Annotated in this window: 17 protein-coding genes; 7 read left to right on the plus strand and 10 right to left on the minus strand. The window is 44.8% G+C overall.

The genetic code is table 11. The features are described from left to right. Positions 1 to 110: 110 nt before the first annotated feature. The 5 genes from LZG74_RS01920 to LZG74_RS01940 all read left to right on the plus strand — a co-directional run bounded on the left by LZG74_RS01920 (position 111) and on the right by LZG74_RS01940 (position 4985). On the plus strand, positions 111 to 1652 hold the full coding sequence (locus LZG74_RS01920; protein ID WP_409014451.1) for a hypothetical protein: 1542 nt from the start codon (positions 111 to 113) through the stop codon (positions 1650 to 1652). 115 nt (positions 1653 to 1767) lie between these two features. Continuing rightward, a complete protein-coding gene (locus LZG74_RS01925; RefSeq protein ID WP_233794963.1) occupies positions 1768 to 3108 on the plus strand; it encodes a PQQ-binding-like beta-propeller repeat protein in 1341 nt (446 codons plus the stop codon). Positions 3109 to 3246: 138 nt separating this feature from the next. Beyond that, on the plus strand, positions 3247 to 3558 hold the full coding sequence (locus tag LZG74_RS01930; protein WP_233794964.1) for a multidrug efflux SMR transporter: 312 nt from the start codon (positions 3247 to 3249) through the stop codon (positions 3556 to 3558). A gap of 16 nt (positions 3559 to 3574) precedes the next feature. Then, positions 3575 to 4093, plus strand: coding sequence for a GNAT family N-acetyltransferase (locus LZG74_RS01935; RefSeq protein ID WP_233794965.1), 519 nt, complete (start codon positions 3575 to 3577; stop codon positions 4091 to 4093). A gap of 604 nt (positions 4094 to 4697) precedes the next feature. Next, positions 4698 to 4985, plus strand: a complete 288-nt coding sequence (locus tag LZG74_RS01940) for a hypothetical protein (RefSeq protein WP_233794966.1) — start codon at positions 4698 to 4700, stop codon at positions 4983 to 4985. Between the two features lie 40 nt (positions 4986 to 5025). Here the strand turns inward: LZG74_RS01940 and LZG74_RS01945 are convergent, their stop codons facing one another. From LZG74_RS01945 to LZG74_RS01965, 5 genes are all read right to left on the minus strand, one after another. Then, positions 5026 to 6090 (minus strand): outer membrane beta-barrel family protein, encoded by a 1065-nt coding sequence (locus LZG74_RS01945; protein ID WP_233794967.1) that lies wholly within the window; start codon positions 6088 to 6090, stop codon positions 5026 to 5028. Between the two features lie 15 nt (positions 6091 to 6105). Next, complete coding sequence (locus LZG74_RS01950; RefSeq protein ID WP_233794968.1) at positions 6106 to 7419, minus strand: carboxypeptidase regulatory-like domain-containing protein; 1314 nt, start codon at positions 7417 to 7419, stop codon at positions 6106 to 6108. Positions 7420 to 7571: 152 nt separating this feature from the next. Next, positions 7572 to 8723: a sensor histidine kinase gene (locus LZG74_RS01955; protein ID WP_233794969.1), complete on the minus strand. Its 1152-nt coding sequence runs from the start codon at positions 8721 to 8723 to the stop codon at positions 7572 to 7574. A 3-nt stretch (positions 8724 to 8726) separates the two neighbouring features. After that, the gene (locus tag LZG74_RS01960; protein ID WP_233794970.1) at positions 8727 to 9485 is read right to left on the minus strand and encodes a LytTR family DNA-binding domain-containing protein; all 759 of its coding nucleotides are present in this window, start codon (positions 9483 to 9485) and stop codon (positions 8727 to 8729) included. A gap of 162 nt (positions 9486 to 9647) precedes the next feature. Continuing rightward, positions 9648 to 9896 carry a hypothetical protein gene (locus tag LZG74_RS01965; protein WP_233794971.1) on the minus strand — a complete coding sequence of 83 codons (249 nt, stop codon included), beginning with the start codon at positions 9894 to 9896 and terminating at the stop codon, positions 9648 to 9650. A gap of 142 nt (positions 9897 to 10038) precedes the next feature. Between LZG74_RS01965 and LZG74_RS01970 the strand changes: the two genes are divergently transcribed. After that, the gene (locus tag LZG74_RS01970) at positions 10039 to 11676 is read left to right on the plus strand and encodes an ABC-F family ATP-binding cassette domain-containing protein (protein WP_026629256.1); all 1638 of its coding nucleotides are present in this window, start codon (positions 10039 to 10041) and stop codon (positions 11674 to 11676) included. A 148-nt stretch (positions 11677 to 11824) separates the two neighbouring features. Here LZG74_RS01970 and LZG74_RS01975 read toward each other — a convergent pair whose 3' ends face one another. The 4 genes from LZG74_RS01975 to LZG74_RS01990 form a co-directional block, all read right to left on the minus strand. Continuing rightward, the gene (locus tag LZG74_RS01975; RefSeq protein WP_233794972.1) at positions 11825 to 12367 is read right to left on the minus strand and encodes an antibiotic biosynthesis monooxygenase; all 543 of its coding nucleotides are present in this window, start codon (positions 12365 to 12367) and stop codon (positions 11825 to 11827) included. 420 nt (positions 12368 to 12787) lie between these two features. Then, on the minus strand, positions 12788 to 13330 hold the full coding sequence (locus LZG74_RS01980; protein ID WP_233794973.1) for a PH domain-containing protein: 543 nt from the start codon (positions 13328 to 13330) through the stop codon (positions 12788 to 12790). Between the two features lie 148 nt (positions 13331 to 13478). Beyond that, the gene (locus LZG74_RS01985; protein ID WP_233794974.1) at positions 13479 to 13931 is read right to left on the minus strand and encodes a DUF6922 domain-containing protein; all 453 of its coding nucleotides are present in this window, start codon (positions 13929 to 13931) and stop codon (positions 13479 to 13481) included. Between the two features lie 79 nt (positions 13932 to 14010). Further along, on the minus strand, positions 14011 to 14910 hold the full coding sequence (locus LZG74_RS01990) for an alpha/beta fold hydrolase (RefSeq protein ID WP_233794975.1): 900 nt from the start codon (positions 14908 to 14910) through the stop codon (positions 14011 to 14013). Between the two features lie 94 nt (positions 14911 to 15004). Here LZG74_RS01990 and LZG74_RS01995 point away from each other — a divergent pair, with 94 nt between their 5' ends. Next, on the plus strand, positions 15005 to 18148 hold the full coding sequence (locus LZG74_RS01995; protein WP_233794976.1) for a DUF3427 domain-containing protein: 3144 nt from the start codon (positions 15005 to 15007) through the stop codon (positions 18146 to 18148). A gap of 153 nt (positions 18149 to 18301) precedes the next feature. Here the strand turns inward: LZG74_RS01995 and LZG74_RS02000 are convergent, their stop codons facing one another. After that, complete coding sequence (locus LZG74_RS02000; protein ID WP_233794977.1) at positions 18302 to 20920, minus strand: S8 family peptidase; 2619 nt, start codon at positions 20918 to 20920, stop codon at positions 18302 to 18304. Between the last annotated feature and the right edge of the window lies 1 nt (position 20921).

Here is a 20921-nt window from a genome sequence, read left to right on the forward strand (position 1 = left end):
GAGCTATGGACACGAAATTCAGAAGCAGGACAAGGGTAAGGTTGCTTTCAAATTTTCTTTCCTATTCATAACAATCATTGATTTTTAACATGAAATACACACTATTATTAATGCTCATCCTGGGTGCATGGACGGCCAGGGCGCAGGATGAGGCGGCCAGGTTTAAAGCCACCGGAGTGGTGCATTACAGTGATTTCGGCGCCAAAGGTGATGGTAAGACGGACGACATCGACGCCATTGCCGCGACGCATGCATTTGCCAATTTGCACGGTTTGCGCGTGAAAGCCGACGATGGCGCGACTTACTACATTGGCGGAAAACACCTCACTGCCATTATCCGGACGGAAACTGATTTTGGCAAAGCGGCTTTCATTATTGATGATACCGAGGCGGAAAAACGTGATGCCTCCGTATTTATGGTTAGCTCAGCGCTTAAACCCTTTAAACTGGAAATGATCAGGTCACTAAAAAGAAACCAGAAAAAGATCAATGCCACACTGCCCGGCCCCTGCCTTATCACGGTTACGAATGCAAATGTGAAGCACTACATTCGTTACGGGCTCAACCAAAACAATGGCTCTTCGCAGACGGATATTTTTGTTGTCGATAAAAATGGCAACGTGGATATGAACGCACCTATTATCTGGGATTTTGATAAAATAACCGAGATTACCGCGCTCCCGATTGATGAAAAACCACTGAAAATCAGTGGCGGACGCTTTACTACAATTGCCAACAAAGCGGAATCCAAATACAACTATTACAGCCGGAACATTGCCGTTCGACGCTCCAATGTGACATTGGAAGGATTGGAACATCATATTAAAGGCGAAGGCGAGCAAGGCGCGCCTTACAATGGTTTTATCAGCATTGGCGACTGCTCCTATGTTACCGTAAAAAATACCATCCTGACCGGACACAAAACTTACAGAACGATTGGAACAGCTGATAAACCTGTGTCTATGGGCAGCTATGATCTTTCGGTGAACCGGGCGCTTAATGTCTCTTTTGTCAATTGCAGCCAGACCAATGACATCAATGACAGTAAATACTGGGGCATATTAGGCTCTAATTTCTGCAAAAACCTGCTTTATGACCATTGCACGCTCTCCCGCTTCGATGCACACCAGGGCGTTGCCAACGCCACCATCCGTAATTCCACGCTCGGTCACATGGGCATCAATGCTATTGGAACCGGACTGTTATTGGTGGAAAATTCGTGTATCCGTGGCAAAAACATTGTCAACCTGCGTTCGGATTATGGCAGCACCTGGCAAGGTGAGTTGGTGATCCGGAACTGCGTTTTTGTGCCGGTAAATGGCAAGCCTGTCAGTGCCAGCCTGATAGGCGGGTCCAATTCAGGGCAGCACGATTTCGGCTACATCTGTTACATGCCCGAAAAAATTACGATTGAGAATCTGCGCATCGAAGATTCCGCACACCCCGAAGCTTACGAAGGGCCAGCCATTTTTGCCAATTTCAATCCGGAGATGACAAGTGATTCCTACCAGGAAAAATTTCCATTTATCAAAACCAAACAGGTTGTGCTAAAAAATGTAACGACTTCCAGCGGTAAAAAGCTCAGGATCAGTGATAATGCGTTTATGTTTAAGGGTGTAAAGGTGAATGCTGGGTCAGTGAGCGGCAAATGATATTGTTTTAGTGTGAAAAAATCTTGTTGTACGACAACGTGAAACTATGTCGGGGGACAAGAAGCTAATTTTCTGCATATCGTTCCTTTGCATTGAACAATCAATCATGGGAGCTATGAACAGGATCGCATTAGCCAGAAAACGGGTGCCCGCTATCACGAAGGGCCGGTTATTAGCTATTTTTCTTCTCATTGGACTGGTCGCCTGCGCTCCCGAAAAGATCACAACCCAAATCGACAAGGATGGTGTGATAACCCAGCAACCTCACATTTGGAAATCATCGACTTCCAATGGTCCGCGTTCTTCCGGCCTGCATAGGGGATACATTGTAGAAGATCGCGGCGTGTTAGCTGTGGGTGTTCGTGAATCAGCCCAGAAAGTGGTTGGAGAGCGATTCTTGCAGTTGAAAGACCTGGAAACGGGTGAAAACTTGTGGGTCTGGGACGAATTTGAAAATAAATCCATTGGCACGCTGCGGCAAAGCATCGGACTTTATCCCGGAAGTATGCTGCTACATGACGCCAGTACAACCTATTGTATTAACACCCTGACAGGCAAAACAATCTGGAAAACCAGAAACCCGGAATTATCATTAAGACCTTACCCGGCATTTTTAGGAGAGCGGTATTTTATGCCTGGCAGGAGCTTGGAATCGCAGAAAAAACGCCGGATAGAACCAACGATTTTTGCAGGCGATGTAAGGACCGGTGCGCTTAAAGAAATCGTGAAACCTGTTATGCGTGATGAATACGCTTATATCGACTCAGATTCCCTGTATTACCGGGGCTCAATGCTGAATATGGAAGCGTTTAGCCGGAATGGTAGTGATTATCTGGTGGTGCCTTTCACGGAGCCGGGCCCGAAGGATCAGTACAATCACACGCGTGGTTATTTTGGCCTGTATAATCTCAGCGCGAAGAAATGGGTTTACGAAAGAATAGCCATCCGTCCCGATAATGGTGGTGCTTCGGCTTGTCTGAAGCCCATTGTGAATGGTGATAAAGTGTATGTAACCTCGCTGACGACGGTTGGATGTTTTGATCTGATGACCGGCAAAGAAATATGGAGGCGAAGCCTGTCGGACATGTTCACAGGTTTCAATGATTTTATCCTTGTCGAAGACAAACTTTTGCTCAACGGAGACAATGCGACACTCTATTGTGTGGATGCCAACACCGGATCACCGCGCTGGACCCAGAAGGCAAGCGCATTAACCAGTGACCTTTACCACCAGGATGGCGTGGTGTATTACATTTACACCAAGTCGCTGCTTGCTGTGGACGTTAACACAGGAAAGCTGCTTTGGGATATGCCCTCCCCAGACATTAAACTCGAAAGGCGGCACGACTCGTGGTTTGCCGGCTTCGTTACGGGTTCCCCTGGAAAAAATGGGAAGAAGGGCAAAATCTTTGCATCCACGAATTACAATGTATATTGTTTTGAGGCAGCGTTATAGCGGGAAGGTTTGTAAAATTTTTGACAAAACGGTATTTTTGTCCCGCCGCTCAGCCTTTGCACAGCGGCCATGCAGGAGGACGACCTCCCCCGTATTGGGAACCGAATCGGGACGGCCCGGCCTAAAAAGGTCAAAGTCATGTCTTGGATTTATTTGATTGCAGCCGGGCTTCTGGAAGTTGTCTGGGCTTACTTCATGAAGCAGTCGGAAGGTTTCACCCGGCTTATTCCTACCTCAATTACCCTCGTCGCAATGATCGCGAGTTTCGCCTTGCTGGCCATGGCTATGCGGACATTGCCATTGAGCACCGCCTACACCGTTTGGACGGGGATAGGCGCTGTTGGGGCATTTATCGTCGGCACTTTTCTGCTGGGCGAGCCAGCCAACGCAATGCGGATCACCGCTGCATTGTTCATCACGGCAGGGCTGGTATTAATGAAACTTTCATGAAAAAATAAGAAACGAAATGGATCAAATTACGATAGTTAAGGCTGGCGCTGACGATTTGACTACGGTTCAGCAGATTGGCAGGGAAACATTTTTCGAAACATTCGCAGCAGCCAACACCGAGGCGGATATGAAGCATTATCTGACCGAAAATTTCAGTGATGCTAAAATGGCCGCCGAACTCGACAATCCCGAATCACACTTTTTCATAGCCTGGCTCGGTGATAGTCCCGTCGGGTACATGAAATTAAATACGGGAAAAGCACAGACCGAGCTGCAAGATCCGACCTCTCTCGAAATCGAGCGAATTTATGTCAAAAGTGAATTTCACGGCAAAAAGGTAGGCCAGTTATTATACGACAAAGCGCTCGAAACCGCCCAACTCGAACAAAAAGCATATCTCTGGCTGGGCGTATGGGAAGAAAACCCAAAAGCCATCCGATTTTACGAAAAGAACGGCTTCACCGCCTTCGACAAACACATCTTCAAATTCGGAGCAGACGAGCAGACGGATATTATGATGAGGAAGATGCTTTGAGAGTCTATTTCTTATTCTTTTTCGTTTCTATCAAAACCTTCTTTCCTTCACGGTCCAGCCTTCGTTGCTCAATGATCTCTGCACGTCGTGTTTGCACTGCAAAATATGCGCAAAAGCAATTTCCGAAATCCGTGTATCACCATTCTGGGCTACCAGGTAACAAGCATATCTCGTGAGTGCGATATCTTGAACAGGTCTCTCGGATTCTGAGCCTATACTAACCATTTTCCTGACGTCAGGAAAATGGTTGTGATTCTCGAGTTTTTCGATCGCGATTCACTTATCGGATTGATTAATCTCTGTAGTATTTTATTTCTTATTTGGTCTTTCAAGTTTGCCACTGCTCTATTTTACTCAAAGCATTTATCAAACGGCATTGATTGCGGGATTTTTACCGTTAATTCATTCATCTCCGACCCATCAAAACTTTCTCCTATATTTGCCCTGCAAACGTTTAACAATACTCATTATGAACAGAAAATTGAGATGTAGGCCAAAAATGGCACTGGAGAAGCAGAAGGGTGAAAGTCCCTGGACCTACCAAAGTTCGCTTTGTTGACGTTTGCAGTGACTTCTCCTTTCTTTAACCAAATCCATTTTAACTATGCAAGCGTCAAATGGAAAAGGTGTTGGCTCGAACCAACATTCAGTCAACACAACGGTTGATGCACGTAACGTATCAAATGTTAGCACGCCGCTGACGCAATCACAAGCCGATTTTTTGTATCTCGTGGAATGTCAGGGTTCCGAGGAGTTGGCGCGGTCGCTTAAAATGGTTCATGACCTGGCGCTTTATCATTCAGACGTTCCGTTTGATACGGCTGAAAAATCGGCGCTTTTCGATGTGAAGGTACTTTGGGAAGGCTTCGAAAGAATGGGAGCGAAAGTTTAGTCAGGTTGGCGGGTGGCGGTGGCGGGGCGCCGCCAAAACCTCACATAACCCCTCCGCCCATCCGGCTTTTTTCGGCTTCGTTGCCTAAGCTCCTGTTTTTGGCTTGCTTTACAGTCTTTTTTCCGAAATTGTAATTGAATGAAAGCCTTATCCGCTGATTGTCGGCGTAGGAGCGCGTGGACGTGTAGACAGGCCCGTACGAGGTGACGTAGCGGTATGCCTGCGTCCGGAATACATCCTGGATGGAGATTTTTACATTGCCATTTTTGAGGACTGCTTTATTGAAACTGAGCCACATAAAATACACTTGCTTGTTTTGCATAATCGCAAACCGATAAGGCGAATTATAAATGAAGAGCAATTCGATTTTGTATCCTTTTGGCAAAGTGAATGTGTTATTGGTGTAAGAATTCATGCCAAATCCGCTGAAATTTACGCCGGGAATGTTGGCGATCGGTGTTTTGGTCCGGGAGGCATTTAAGACGACGGAGCAGTTGGTATACCACCATTTGAACAGCTCCTGGTTCCACGAAAGGCCTGCGTAGGCGCTGTTTACATGCTTCAAATTCTCGGGAATACTTACAAATGACCTGGTTTCCGGATCTGTGTAAATGACATCCGAAATGTAATCCTTTGTTCGCGTGTAATTGATGAAAAGCGAAAGTCCGCCTTTGGAAAACCCGGCATCAATGGTATGCTCGTAAGACGGACGAAGATTGGGATTTCCTACTGAAACAAGGTAAGGGTCTGAAAGCCAGCGATAAGGAATCAGGTAAGTGAGTGATGGTCTGGAAATTTTGCGGGCGTACGAAATATTGACCATATCGCCATTTTTCAAGCTTTTGTTCAGGCCTAAACTTGGAAATAATCCTGCATATTGCCGGCTCACGTCGGACCTGGTGAGTTCCTGACTGGTATTTTCGTAACGCAATCCCGATTGTACAGTCCAGCCGCTTTTGAATGCATTGTTGTAACCCGCATAGGCTGCATAGGAATGTTCCTTATAAATGCCGGAAACGCTAAAATCCGGGTCGATCGCGTATTGGCCCTCGATTTCGTTTTCCTGCGTGAGCGTATTGTTGTTTCCGATCACGATGTATTTCAATCCCGATTCCCAACGTCAGCGTTTTGTGGGTAATGTTAAATCAGCCTGCGCAATGAGGTTATTTTCGTCTTTTGGATTGCGGATCCTGGCCCTGGTCGGGTCGCCGGAAGAAACGCCTTCGAGGCTTCGTTCCTGGTAAATGAGGTGTTGCGTGTTCTTTTTGTCAAAATAACTTTTCGTGACATTAAAAGTTAGCTCTTTGCCTGCACTGTCCAGCTTTCCGGTGTAGTTGAAGTTAATGTCATAGTTCCGGGTTTTATCTGTAGTCAACCGGCTGACGTCCAGCAGCGAGTCCAGCCTTGCTGGGTAAGATTTAAAGCCGGTGTTCATGTTGGTTGTATAGTCGCTGTTCCGTGAGCCGCTATTGAGCCGGATGCCCATGGTGTTGTTTTTGTTTGGCGTATAGTCAATGCCGCTGAATGTGGAAAGTCCGTCGGTTTTGTAATTGGTCAATGCTTTGGTGTCCATAAATCCGCCGGGAAATTTGCGGATCAATTCGTCTTCCGAGCCAATATTTTCCAGCGTGCCATTGACAGAAGTGAAGACATTCCATTTCTCCGATCTGAAATTCACCGAGGCATCGGGATAAAAACGCCCGTATTCACCTTTGGAATAAATCAAGCTTAACCGACCGTTAAAGCCTCTTTCCAGACTCTTTTTTGTAATAATATTAATGACAGCCCCGAAACTTGCATCGTATTTGGCAGATGGATTTGGAATGACTTCGATTTTCAGGATGTCTTCCGCAGAGAAACTTTGCAGGAAGTTGGTGAGGGAAGTCTGGCTGGTTTGCCGGCCATCTACCAATATCAGAACATTGCTTTTGTTGCCAACCTTGATTCCCATCGGCGAGGATTGGACCAGAGGAGCGTATTTCAAAAGATCCTCTACTTTATTTCCCTTGGCTATGACGCTGTTAGCCACATTCAGGACCATCCGGTCGCCCTTATTTTCTACCAAACTACGCTGGCCCTTCACAGTAACTTCTTCCAGGTTAGCAGCTTCGTCAGCCAATGTGATCTGACGGAATTCCTGGATTTTATTTGTGTCGTTTAATATAAATTGATTGGTAAATGCTTTTGCAAAACCTACGTATTGAACACTGATCCTATACGCACCTTTCAAAGGGTGATCTATTTGAAAATCACCGTTTTCGTTGGTCAATCCGCCTTTTACAATGCTTGAATCGGCAGCTGCCAGAAGAGCCACCGTTGCGTAAGCTGCTCCCGCGTTATTTTTATCAGCAACCTTTCCTTTTACAATGTATTGCGCGCGTAGCATGCTTGTTATGAGAAGCATGCAGATCAGCAGAGCGGAGAATTTTTTCATGGAGCTGAGGATTGAATTGTACTGGTTTTTAGATTGTACAAATCAATCCGGAATACAGCGGATTTGAAATCTTCTTAGATCAAGTATGTTAAAAACTAGACGAAATAGGGTGCCGGTATTTCGTCGATTTCAGAAGCCGTTTCGTCGATCCGCTAGGCGGCTGTGAGTGGCATTGAGAGAATTACTTTGAATGTATGGTCCTTTGCAATCGTCTCAAAATGGTAACGATCCGGATAGTAGATTTCCAGTCGTTTTTTCAGGTTGGCGAGGCCCAGGCCAGTGGGTTGTTCAGGTGCTGGTTGCGCTTCGGCAGATCTTTGGGGAACGCTGTTGATAATGTTGCATTCCAGCTTATCGGGATGGATAAATATTTTTATATCAACAAAAGAAGGATGCCTTGAAGCATGTACACCGTGCTTGAATGCGTTTTCCACGAGTGTAATCAGCAATAGCGTCGGGATTTCGTGCGATTCCAGGATACTTCCTTCCTGAACCAGGCTCACTTTGCAGCGATGCGTATTCCGGATCGATTCCAGCTGCACATATTGATTCAGATAGGCCATTTCTTTTTCCAGCTTGATAAATTCTTCATTGGCTTCATACAAAGCGAAACGAATGATTTCCGAAGACTTTTGTAAATACTCGGCAGCCTCTTCCGAAATGGGCAGGATCTTGGCATAAGCGGCATTCAGCACATTAAATACAAAATGCGGATTGATCTGTGTCTTCAAAACTTTCAGCTCCATGCCCAATGCTTCGGTTTGCAGTTTTTGCCGCAGAATGGTTTGCCGGGCTGCATATAGCCCAACTTTAACCGACGCCGTGAACAGTAACAATTCTAGTTCTGAAAGATCGTAGGCAAGTACGGTCCAGGTCAGGGGATCTTCGAGCCGAAGCAGTTTTAAATGCAATTCCCCGATCATGCGAAAGCGTTCCGGCATCGTTTCCAGGCCATAAGCCATATCAACAAACATGAAAATCAGTGTGTTGCAAATATGCAGAGATAGAATGGTGCCGAAAAAAACGGCCAATCCCAGCAAAAATCCCTTTAAATACCTGCTAAGAAAGTTGTATAATGCTACACAGAAATAGTAGTTTGGGATAAACTTTAAAAAATAAATCACACCCACCAGTGTGAAGCGCGGATCGGCGACGACGTTGGAAAGGGTAGGGAGTGAATAGGCAAAATGCAGCACAACGAAGCCTATCCAAAAACAAACGTGATGAGCGATCCGTACGGCGGGCGTTGGTGGGAAAATGAGAGATTCGAAAAACGAATGTTCAGTCCTGATGCTATTTCCCATGCCCTATTTCGCTGTCAGCTGTCTGAATATCTCATCGCGGGTAGACGAGACGGCGATGGCAACTTCCTTGCCATTTTGCAGTGTAATGGTGTTGCCCTCGATCATGCGGATTGCATTCCGGTTGACAATGTAGGAGCGGTGCGTGCGCACAAATGGTGGGAACGGCAGCTTTTCCATCATCGCCGACATCGACATTAATGTGACGAGCACGCCGCCGGTATAATGCACTTTAACATAGTCCTTTAAGCCCTCGATCAGGAAAATATCTTTAAACCAAACACAATACATTTTACGGTCAGCCCGGATCCAGACATATTCGTCATTGGCAGGACTTTCTGGTTTCATTTCGGACAATGCGGACGTTGGCTCAGGGATTTGGCCGCCTGTGATGAGCTTTCTCACTTTGGTGACGGCTTTTAAAAACCGGTCGAATCCGATGGGTTTCAGCAGGAAAGCGGTCACGTCAAATGTAAATCCGTCGACCGCGTATTCGGGATAAGCGGTGGTCATGATCACGTGCAGCTCGGGCGACTGGATGATGTTCAGCAGATCGAGGCCTGAAAGCTCAGGCATATTTACGTCGAGGAATATAATGTCGGGCTTTCGGGCCGGGACAACCTCGATCGCTTCAATGCCATTATAACAACTGCCCTCAAAGGCCAGCCACGGCACTTTTGCGATCAGAAATTTGAGCACCTCATGCGCAGGTTCCTCATCATCAATAATCAGACATTTTATTTTCCTTGTGCTAATATCGCTCATTGGCCTGCGTTTGAATTCGCGTCATGAATATGGATACTAGAAGTCACATTCACAACGCTTCTCCTGCTTTGAACGGCGGCGGTTCATTTTTTAAGGCCGCCTAATCTTGCTTTGGCCGTGCGTTGTATCATTACTAAGAAGCAGAACAAACATTTGAAGCCATTAACACCCCGCATATTCCGGCCGGAAAATGCCGTTGAGGGCGGCGATTGTCTTTTCTACGATTTTGGTCCCGTCTGTTAGTTCAATGTAAGGGTTTGGATCGTCGGCGTGAATTTCCTGAATGACTCCCTGAGCGCGTTCCAGTCCGTTGATGTCCAGGATCATTTCTGCTTTTGCCCCGCGGTTTTTGATATCGGTCAGCATTTCCATAAAGCTTTCATTTACCGATAATGTTGTGCGAACGTCCATATTTTGAGTTGATTTTCTGTTTTTAAATTAGCTGAATCAGCCATAATGTCTCAACTTAAAAACGTTCGGTCCGAACAATTAATTCAATGTTATTGGTCAATGATGCTATCCTCGTACCTTTGCGGCTTCAAAAAATGAGACAATGATTACAGTTGAGAATTTGGCCGTTGAATTTAGCGGTTCTGTCCTTTTTAGCGAAGTGTCCTTCGTGATTAACCCAACCGACAAAATTGCCCTCATGGGTAAAAACGGGGCCGGAAAGTCCACCATGATGAAGATCATTGCTGGTGAGCAAAAAGCCAATCGCGGCCACGTGCGTGCGCCTAAGGATGCGGTGATCGCTTATTTGCCGCAACATTTGCTGACGGAAGACAACTGCACCGTATTCGAGGAAGCGGCCAAAGCATTCAAGCAGGTTTTTGAAATGCGCGCCGAAATGGAAAAGCTGAACCACGCCCTCGAAACCCGCACGGATTACGAGAGCGATGAATATATGGCCATCATCGAGCAGGTGACTGAAATTGGTGAGAAATATTACCAGCTCGAAGAAGTCAATTACGACGCCGAAGTAGAAAAAGCATTGAAAGGACTGGGATTCCGGCCCGAAGATTTTCATCGGCAGACCAAGGAATTCAGCGGCGGCTGGCGTATGCGCATAGAGCTGGCCAAAATCCTTTTGCAAAAGCCTGACCTTATTTTGCTCGATGAGCCTACCAACCACATTGACATTGAATCGGTGATCTGGCTGGAAGATTTTTTGGTAAATAAGGCCAATGCAGTCATGGTGATTTCCCACGACCGGGCCTTCATCGACAACATTACCAATCGCACCATTGAAGTGACAATGGGACGTATTTTTGATTATAAAGCCAATTATTCGCATTATCTGGTGCTGCGCGAAGAGCGCCGCTCGCACCAGATCAAGGCTTATCAGGAACAGCAGAAAATGATTGCAGACAACATGCAATTCATCGAGCGCTTCCGCGGAACGTATTCAAAAACCAACCAGGTTTCTTCTCGCGAGCGGATGCTGGAGAAACTGGAAATCATCGAAATTGACGAAATCGACAATTCAGCCCTGAAACTTCGTTTCCCGCCTTCGCCCCGCTCGGGCGATTACCCGGTGACGGTGAAAGACGTTTCCAAATCCTACGGCGACCAGGTGGTGTTCAAAAATGCGAGCATGACCATTTCCAGAGGCGAAAAAGTCTCGTTTGTAGGCCGGAACGGAGAAGGAAAATCGACCATGATTAAAGCCATCATGGGGCAACTTGATGTGGAAGGAACCTGCCAGCTGGGGCATAATGTCAAAGTCGGCTATTTTGCGCAAAACCAGGCCTCGCTACTCGACCCAAGTCTGACTATTTTCCAAACTGTGGACGAAGTTGCAGAAGGTGATGTAAGAACGCAGATCAAGAACATTTTGGGTGCGTTTATGTTTCAGGGAGAGGACATTGATAAAAAAGTAAGTGTATTATCGGGAGGCGAAAAAACGCGGCTTGCCATGGTGAAGCTGCTTTTGGAGCCTGTCAACTTATTGATCCTCGATGAGCCTACGAACCACCTGGATTTGAAATCAAAGGATGTTTTAAAAGAAGCGCTCCGGAACTTTGACGGCACATTGGTGCTCGTTTCCCACGACCGGGACTTTTTACAAGGCTTATCTCAAAAAGTTTTCGAATTCAAGGACAAGCGGGTTATCGAACATTTCGAGACAATTGATGCTTTTTTGGAGCGGAATCGGATTAAGAGCATTGCAGACTTGCAGCTTGCGAAGTAGCATTACGATCGGTGGTGGGCCGTGCGGCTGGTGAGAGAGGTAGGATTTTTGCGTCTACGAATAATAGTGTTTATTGTTCTCCGCGGTCGATGGCCGTCACGCATTAAATGCCAGTGATTGGAGGCCTGTTGGTGACAGTCCTTTTCTTCTACTTTTGGGCACTTTGTGTGTCTGAGCTTTGTAGCCACGGTCTCAAAATCTTTGTAACCTGCGGCATTACAACCCAGGTAAGCAGTCCCACCATACATCCCGCTACAATCAATGTCTTTAATGCAGGATGAAGTTCCTGGATAAACGGACCCAGAACATAAGTCAGAAACAAGCTCGTTGGGTATACACCGCAAAGCGTTGCCGCTGCCATTTTCCATCTTGGAGGCGGAACAGGTGAACGGAACCAGGCTTCGAGGCCGGTAAGCTCCCGATAAACCGGCTCTTCCGTCAGCGTGGATGCATAGGCTTCCCAGTCTTTAAAGAGCTTTGAATTATAAAAAGCGTCACGCTCTGCCTGGTTGGCGAACGTTCTTAATATGCCAATTTCCCGACTCTCGCTGCCTGGCAAAGCCGTCATCATTGCCGCACCATGAACCCCTCCATGCAAAAAAGAATCCCCCAAAAAATGCCGCAAAGCCTCTTTAAACTCATCCTCTTTTCCAGGAAGTACTTTACGGGTAATAGCTACATGAATGGGCATGGGAATGTTATCTGCATTTTGGGAAGGATTGAACGTAAATATAATAAATGCAGGTTTTCTAGAAAGGCTTAAGAAATGTCCTGGAAAGAAAGGCTGCCAACAACTTGGAGGGAGACGGGTCTCGAACTTTGCCGTTAATCAGCTCGTAATCAAGGTTTTGCCTCCTGTATTTGAGATGAACTACACGAAAGACTCACTATTTTTTATACATATAGTACAACAGTATATTTGTTATGTATAATTCTTTTGGCGAAAATTGCGGTGTTTTGTGGTGATTTTCGCTGGTTTTTGAGTAAGTTTTCGGGTGGTTTTTGGTGTTCAAAGGTTGGAAAATGCCTGTGTTTTTGGCGGTGGTAAGTGCGATTTTTCTGTGGTAAAAATACGAAAATTTTAAAAACTCTTTAAGCGCTATTATAGTAATTAAATGCCCAGAAGTTTTCTTTTTAGATGTGCAAACTCCTCATCAGTTAGTGCGCCTCGTTCCTTTAAGCTAAAAAGCTTTTCAATTTCATCAAGCTGACCAAATTCTTTTGTTTGTGTCGTAATTTGTGGTAAACTCGGCTCATTTAATTTTCGTTGCAAGATATCAGTAAAGGTTTTCGCTAAGGCAGGTTGACAATAGTCGATGATTGCTTCGTTATTTGATGCAGTTATGCAAATAGAACTGAATACTAGTCCTTTCCGATATGAAGTCGAAGAGATTTTAGAAAGAGGTATTTCCTCCATAGTGACAGTGCCCATTATGCTCTTCCTATAAAAAACCGTTCGCCTATCAGTCAAAACCAAGATTCCTATGCCACTTCGCGGGCGATTATGAATCTTGACAAGCTGGCCTTCAATTATGGCCAAATAGACTTCTCCCGTATGAATAAGTGATGGTAGTTCACGAATTTCATCCCAAGTTTCTTTTGGCTGAAAACCATAATTCGTTAGAAAACTATTTAGCTCTTCGGAATTAGTCATGTGTACTAGTCGTAAATATGTGTTAATTAGACGGTTGTCATGATACCTATTACTATCGTTATGGAGAAAAATCGGTATAAAATGATGGTTTTAGAGGTAATTAGCTGCTATTCTTATCTGGATGTGAGTATGCTGAAAAGTATCTAGTCTACATTGATACTATATGCTCAATCTTTGTTTGTCCATAAAACCTTGCAATTTCCGCTTTCTCATCCTCATTCCCGCGTTCAAAGACTCTCTCGATAACAGCCTTTGCTTGCTTTTCCCAATCAATGCGGCTGATGTCAGTATCCCAGAACAGTGACTTTCTCAATATCGTCAAATCAGGAGTCTTGTTAGCTTGTTTCTCCTTCTCCTTCTTGATGTCATAGTAGGCTTGGAGCATTACAAATGTGCCTTCGTCAAGATCTAACCCCTTTTCAATTCTAAGCGCCAGCGCAGTACTGAGGTTCCGTTTTCCCTTAACAATAGCGTTGAAGCTTTGTGGATGTTCAGCAATAGATAGGGCAAAAGGGCGCTGTTTGAGTGATCGCTTTTTTAGCTCACGATCAAGAATGATTCCAGGATGTATGCCTTTATATTTTTCAAACTGCTTTTCCATATTTCAAATATAAACATTTTTGCTTACACTTTTCTTTAATCTAAGTCTTCGGATTACTTCGTCATTAAAGTCTTTCGGATTATTTTTCCATTGCTTTTAACATCATTCTGATATTCCCAATCACTATTGCCGCGTCGTCCCGATGCACAAAATGCCCGCTGTTGCTTAAATAGATCAGTGCGCCACCCTTACTGGAAGCGTGAATAAAGCGCCTCCATCTTAGCATATTGGAGCTATTTTTTACTTCAAAGAATCGCTCATGATCATAATCCTTACTTCGGCGTTCCATTGGAACTTCCAGCTTTCCGCCGACAAAAAACAAGATGGGCACCTGAGGAATGGGTAAGCTGCTAAGCTCAGCGAAGTCGGTTTTTCGGAGATCCGTCAGAACCTGTCCCTCGCTCCATGCAGCGTAGCGCGACGAATCTACTTTCAAAGGAGTGTATAGTCGCTTTATAAGCATTTCGTCAATTTGCTTTTCAGAAACGCCGATCGTTCTGAATATCTGATTCCAATCGGCTTTTGTTTCTGTAAAATCTGCTGGATCAACAAACACGAGCCCCGCAATATCATTGGGATAATATCCTGCGAAAGCCCTCACATATATACCACCCATAGAATGACCGACTAATATATACGGCGGTTCAATTTTTAATTCCTTCAAAAGTAATTTGAGGTTCGCTGCTATCTTCTGAGGAGTAGGCTGCTGGTAAACCATTTCTGATTTCTCCACGCCTTGCCTGTCATAAAGAAAAACAGGAGCATCATTAGCAAGCGAATCCGTTATGGTATTCCAATTTCCAAGCCCCATACCCATGCCATTTTCAAAAACCAAAACTGGCTGACTTGGCTTTCTTTGCTCTAAGCTTGTCGTAAGAACGTGATAATTAACGCCGTTTACACTTACCATTTTTTCCTGAGAGAAAGCGGAGAGCGTGGGTACCAGTAGAGTTAGAATGGTTAGGATTTTTATCGACATACAGTGAGTATTGAAGAATGACTAACATAACTAATATTTGGGTAACAAATTCCTTTCTACAACTTTATCTAAATACCATTACTAAACCCGCCCCATGCAGCAAGGCCTTTACGAGAATTTGATTACCAAACTGATCGCTTCAAAGATAAGCTCCCTCGATAAACAACAATTCTTTGTAAAGGAAACACCCGTCGAAAAGAGCGAAGTCGCTCGCGTGCTTAGTCACCATGTAAGTCGCCTTCTGAACTACGGTCTAAGTTTGATCTCGGGAGATGATAGTATTGAACATCAAATCGAATTGTCAAACAAAATCATCAGGGTACTTCGAACCGAGTTGGATCACACAGATTTCGATGACGATTTGGTTTCGATAAATGGGAAAATCCTGAATGCTGTATTCGCGAAAATGGATGCACCTTTCTCCGATTTTGAAAAACATATCAAGGAAATATCCCCATTTACGGGCCTAGGACAAAGCGAGTTATTCACAGGGTCTAATGCCGGGCTTTCGCTGGAAAGTGAGTTGAAAAAGGAAATCCTGTCTTCTGATAAGATATACTTCCTGGTCTCCTTCATCAAATGGTCTGGCATTAGAATTTTTCAGAAAGAACTGGAAGAATTCACGCGTCGAGGTAATTCCCTTAAAATTATCACGACTTCTTACATGGGTGCGACTGATCTGAAAGCGGTAGAGTTTTTAGCCGGACTGCCTAACTGTGAAGTGAAGGTCTCATACAATACGGAAAACGAGCGGCTGCACGCTAAATCTTATCTGTTCTTCCGAAATACTGGCTTCAATACAGGCTACATTGGCTCATCCAATATTTCAAGAAGCGCGCTAACCAGCGGATTGGAATGGAACCTGAAAGTGACTACTCAGGAAGTTAGTCACATCATAGACAAATTTGCGAAGACTTTCGAAACGTATTGGCAAGACGGAGAATTCGAATATTTTCGATTGGGGGAACATTCGGAGAAACTAAAAGTGGCCCTCGGAAGAGAGAAGAACAAAGGCCAGGTCGAAGGGACTTCTTTTTTTGATATAAAGCCTTTACCGTTCCAGGAGGAAATTTTAGAAAAGCTTTTAGCGGAGAGGCAAATTCATAATAGGTATAGAAACTTGATTGTCGCTGCGACCGGTACAGGCAAAACGGTAGTCTCTGCATTTGATTTCAAAAACTTTCTAAAAATTCAGCCTCACGCGAGACTGCTTTTCGTCGCACACAGAAAGGAGATACTGATGCAGGCAAGGGCAACCTTTGCGGGCATTCTACGTGACAACAACTTTGGTGATCTTTGGGTTGACGGCATCGAGCCAGACAATTACGATGTTGTGTTTGCGTCCGTGATGACTCTTGCAAATCGCATGGAGGAGCTACCGCTTTCGGAGAGCTATTATGACTTCATTATCGTCGATGAAGTGCACCACATTGCTGCAAATAGCTACCGCCCAATTCTAAACAAATTTAAGCCGAAGGTGCTTCTTGGCTTAACCGCGACTCCCGAGCGTACTGACGGGGCTGATATTCTAGCGGATTTTTGTGATACAATTGCAGCCGAAATCAGATTGCCTGAGGCGATGAACAGGAAACTGCTTTGTCCATTTCAATATTTTGGTATTAGCGACACTACAGATTTATCCAATGCAACCTGGCAGAATGGACGCTATCTTCCAAGCGAGCTGACGAGAATTTACACGCACAATGATCTTCGGGTGGGAGAAATAATTAATCATTGCAGAAACTATCTCACAGACTATGAGGATGTCAGGACATTGGGTTTTTGTGTAACGCGGGAACACGCCATTTACATGGCGGAAAAGTTTTCATTGGCTGGGCTAAAAGCGGATTACCTTATCAGCGGAGGCGACCGTGACGAATTGAGATCCACCATTAAATCTAAATTGTTGCGAAAGGATATCAACTACCTCTTTGTGGTTGATATTTTCAATGAAGGTGTCGATATCCCGGAAATTGATACTGTGCTGTTTTTACGACCTACCGAAAGTTTGACTGTGTTTCTTCAACAACTTGGTAGGGGTTTGCGACTGTCAGAAGGTAAGGAGTGCCTGACTGTTCTTGACTTTGTTGGCAATGCCCGGCCGGAATACGATTTTGAAGGTAAGTTCCGGGCGCTCATAGGGAAAACCAGTACTTCCACGTTGGAAGAGCTCGAACGCGATTTTCCACATTTGCCATTGGGATGCTCCATTGTTTTGGAAAGGAAGGCAAAGGAAATCATCCTAAGAAATATTCGATCAGCAACCCAGCTCAATACAAATCAGCTAGTCACCAAAATCGCCAATTTCCGGCATCAAACCACATTGCCTTTATCGCTTAAAAACTTTGTCACTTTCCATAACATTCCGCTGCAAGCGATTTACAAGCGAGCGACTTGGAGCAAACTCTGTCAGTTGGCGAATCGGTTGGACGATCTATTGCCAATCAATGAGGAAGAGACGAAGCGCACGATCCTGAAAAAATGGCTCTGCTGTAATTCATTCAGCTATTTGTCATTCATTCTAAGGATGGCGAAGCAGAAGTTTCAGGTAGATGTAAATGCGTTGCCCGATCATGAAAAATTAATGCTGACCATGCTTCACTACGACTTTTGGCAAAGCCCGGGCGGAGCAGAAGACCTATCGGCAAGTATTGCAAAAATTGGAAGGAATGAACAGCTAGTGAATGAAATGGTCGAGCTGCTCGAACTTGTTATCGATAGAATTGCACACATCGAAACGGACGCTGATTTACCTTTCGTTCAACCACTCAAAGTACATAGCCGATATTCGAGAGAACAGATCTTGGCCGCTTTCGGAGAAAGCACATTTGAAAGGAAATCCAGCAACCGCGAAGGGGTCGTAAACCTGGAAGCGAAAAATGCCGAGCTGCTGCTCATAACGCTTGAAAAGACAGAAGCAAATTATTCTCCGACCACATTGTACAACGATTACGCAGTCAGTGAAAAGATATTTCACTGGCAATCTCAGAACACCGCCCGGCCCGAAACTGGCAAGGGGCTGTCATATGTAAAGCAAAAGCAAACGGAAAAATCGATACTTCTTTTTGTGCGGGAGAAGAACAATGATGAATTCAATAATACGATTGCCTATGTCTTCCTTGGCCTGGCTGATTATATCGACCATTATGGAGCGAAGCCGATGAGTATCAATTGGGCATTGCGCGAGTCAGCTCCGCATTATATCTGGAAGGAAATGGCGAAGATGGCGGTTGGGTGAGGTTATTTCACCTTAACCAGTGCGGTTATCACGCTGGCTAGTGCAGAGTGTCTCCCTGAGAAGCAACTTCTGTTTGCAAAAAGCAATGTGTGGATTTTGAAATGAAATGACTTTCGCTGCAAAAGTAAGGCTTATAATAAATTGGATTATTCACTATTTAACGATCTGTACAGCTACCTCTTCTTCTATCTCGATGCGATTGTTCACTTCAATTAGGTTGTAAATCTCAGTTTCTCTACTAATGGCCTCAAAACTTATTGCCAAAGCGAATGGTAGTTCCTCTGTTATATCCTTGGACCATCCTTTATGGCCTACGATCGCAAATGATAGTTCACGAGGGAGGGCATTCGATTTTAAAACTACCCAATCCTTCTGTGTGGCGCTATCCTGTCGTTTAAATTCGGCTACTCGTCCCCAAGTTGGCGACGACCAGATTGTCCATCTAATAGATCTATTGTCGACAATTTCTTCTTCGGGACTATTCAAATCTCTTAAAATTCTGGCGGAAAAGTCCTCGAAATTTTCGCTTAATTTGGAAGATTCCCAGCTCAACCATGAACTGAGGTAAGATTTGATTTTTTTTCTTGTCCGACGTGGGGCGGCGGTGAATGTAAGGGTAACTTCTACTAGAATGTCAAAGTCGGTACCAGCACGATTGATTTCCGCCGGAATAGTCACCGAATACAAGTTTGCCTGCTGTGCTGCAACCGAACCCTCCGCAACAAACGTCACACGGTAAGGGTTGTTCTCTAAGGCCCTTTGTGGATCTGGAATACCATAGCCAAGATGTCGTAACGCCTCCGTTCCTGGATTGTGAAACACATGTTCTGGCAAACGTGCCGACTGTATTATTAAAGCCTTATAGAGCAAGGTACTGTCATTAGGAAATTTTTTCGCCAATTGAGCAACAATATGTGCCACCTTGGGAGCTGCGAAGGATGTTCCAACATCAAACCCTTGCCGGTTTGCCCCAGTATGGACAACTTGCGCTGAGATATCGTTATGTTGAGTTATTAAAAAGCCATTCTTTTCCCTTAAAAAATCACCCCCATATTCCACAACGTCTGGTTTTACACAGCCCCACATACCTGGTCCACTGCGTGAGAATGCCGACGCATAATCGCGTTTGCCAAACGAAATTCTATCAGCATCATTAAACTCAGCTATACTGACTGAGCCGACAGTTAATGCCAATAAACTTTGGGCAGGATTGGCGATTCGTGAGGATGGGGTCAATAAAAAGTCGGGATAAGCACGTCCCGCCTGTAAATGTTCGGATATTCCGGGTCGATCATTACGTCCCGTACGGCTCATGATATTACCCGCAGCTAAAACAAACAAAACTTGGCGTTCATGAATTAATTGATCGATAACAGCTGCCCAAGTCGACATATGTGTTAGTCTGCATGGTCCCCTAGATGCCACTGACATGTTAAATAATCTTACCTCATCAAAGTCGGATAGTATTTGCTCCATAAGTTGCGGAGGATAGAGCTCCGTAGGCAAATAATTCGAAGAGTCTAGTATTCGTGCATTAAGCAAAAAACAAGGTGGCTGATATACCCCACTAATTGGTATGTTGTTCCCGTATAATATAGCTCCGGCTACTTTTGTACCGTGTCCCCCATTGGGAACCGAATCGGCAGTTGTGTCTTCATATGGGACGTAATTTTTTGAAGAAGCCGTTTTAATAGCCGCTGACAGTAAAATGTGCTGTTCTTGCATTCCACTGTCAATAACACAAAATGTAGGGGAATCTTCACTTGGTTCTAGAATCTCAATATCATTCAGATTGGCTAGTTCACTAGAAGATTGTTCTATTTCAACCTGTTCGCTTTCACTAATTTCGAACACATAGGCGTAACCACGAATTAAGTCTTTCAAAGCCCGTCCAGACATCTTCGCTTTGAAACCGAAACTATCCTCCAAGTCTATAAAGCTGCTAAGCAGTTCTCCGCCATAGATATTTATCACAAAGTTTGTCAAGTAATTCTGCCTTTCACTTGCGATGGCGTCTCGCGCGTCTTCCAAGTTCGAATAATTTTTCCTCCACCGGTCTAGACGTTCCTCAAATTGCTCATCACTTTCCTCCTCCTTCCTTTCTCGAAACTTTTTTTTCCCTACCAATTGGCGGTGTTTCTCAGTATGTCGCGCTAGTGCTGCGGCATATTCATCGTCCGTTTCCGCCTCCACACGTACTGGGCGCTCTGGCATTTTTAGATAACAAGCGACAGAAATATCGACCGTAAACTGATCAGTGTCAGAGATACCTAAATTGTATTTTGCTCTAAGTTCTTCTGATAAAATATAGTCAACTCGCCACTGAGTTCCATGAATAATCTGCCATAGCCTTCCTGCTTGATCTTTGGAACGACCTTCCTCTCTTAAAAACGAGTCAATTTTAAGGGTCAGAGAACGAAAACTGTCCGTGTTAGCTCCGATGATAAATCCGTCTTCCTCTTCGGAAACAATTTCTATTCCAAATCCTTTAAGAGCCTCAATGTCAAAATCTTTGGGATCTACCTGCAAAAAAATAGGCAGAATATCATCATCGAATAAATCTGGCAGGCGCTGTTCTTCCCGTTCCCTGAGGAAAGTAGCGTGATCGCGAGCCAATAACTGAGCGGCTTCTCTAAGTTGATTGCCATGAGCCTCACGATTCTTTAGATTTGCTTCGGTTTGTGGATCGGTCTTTTTTTCAATCCGTCTTCCAGCAAATTGGTAACGACCTTGTAGTTTTTGTTTAAGGTTTAGGTGGGGAAACTCGGCCATT

The organism is Dyadobacter sp. CY327 (assembly GCF_021390415.1).
Lineage (GTDB): Bacteria > Bacteroidota > Bacteroidia > Cytophagales > Spirosomataceae > Dyadobacter > Dyadobacter chenhuakuii.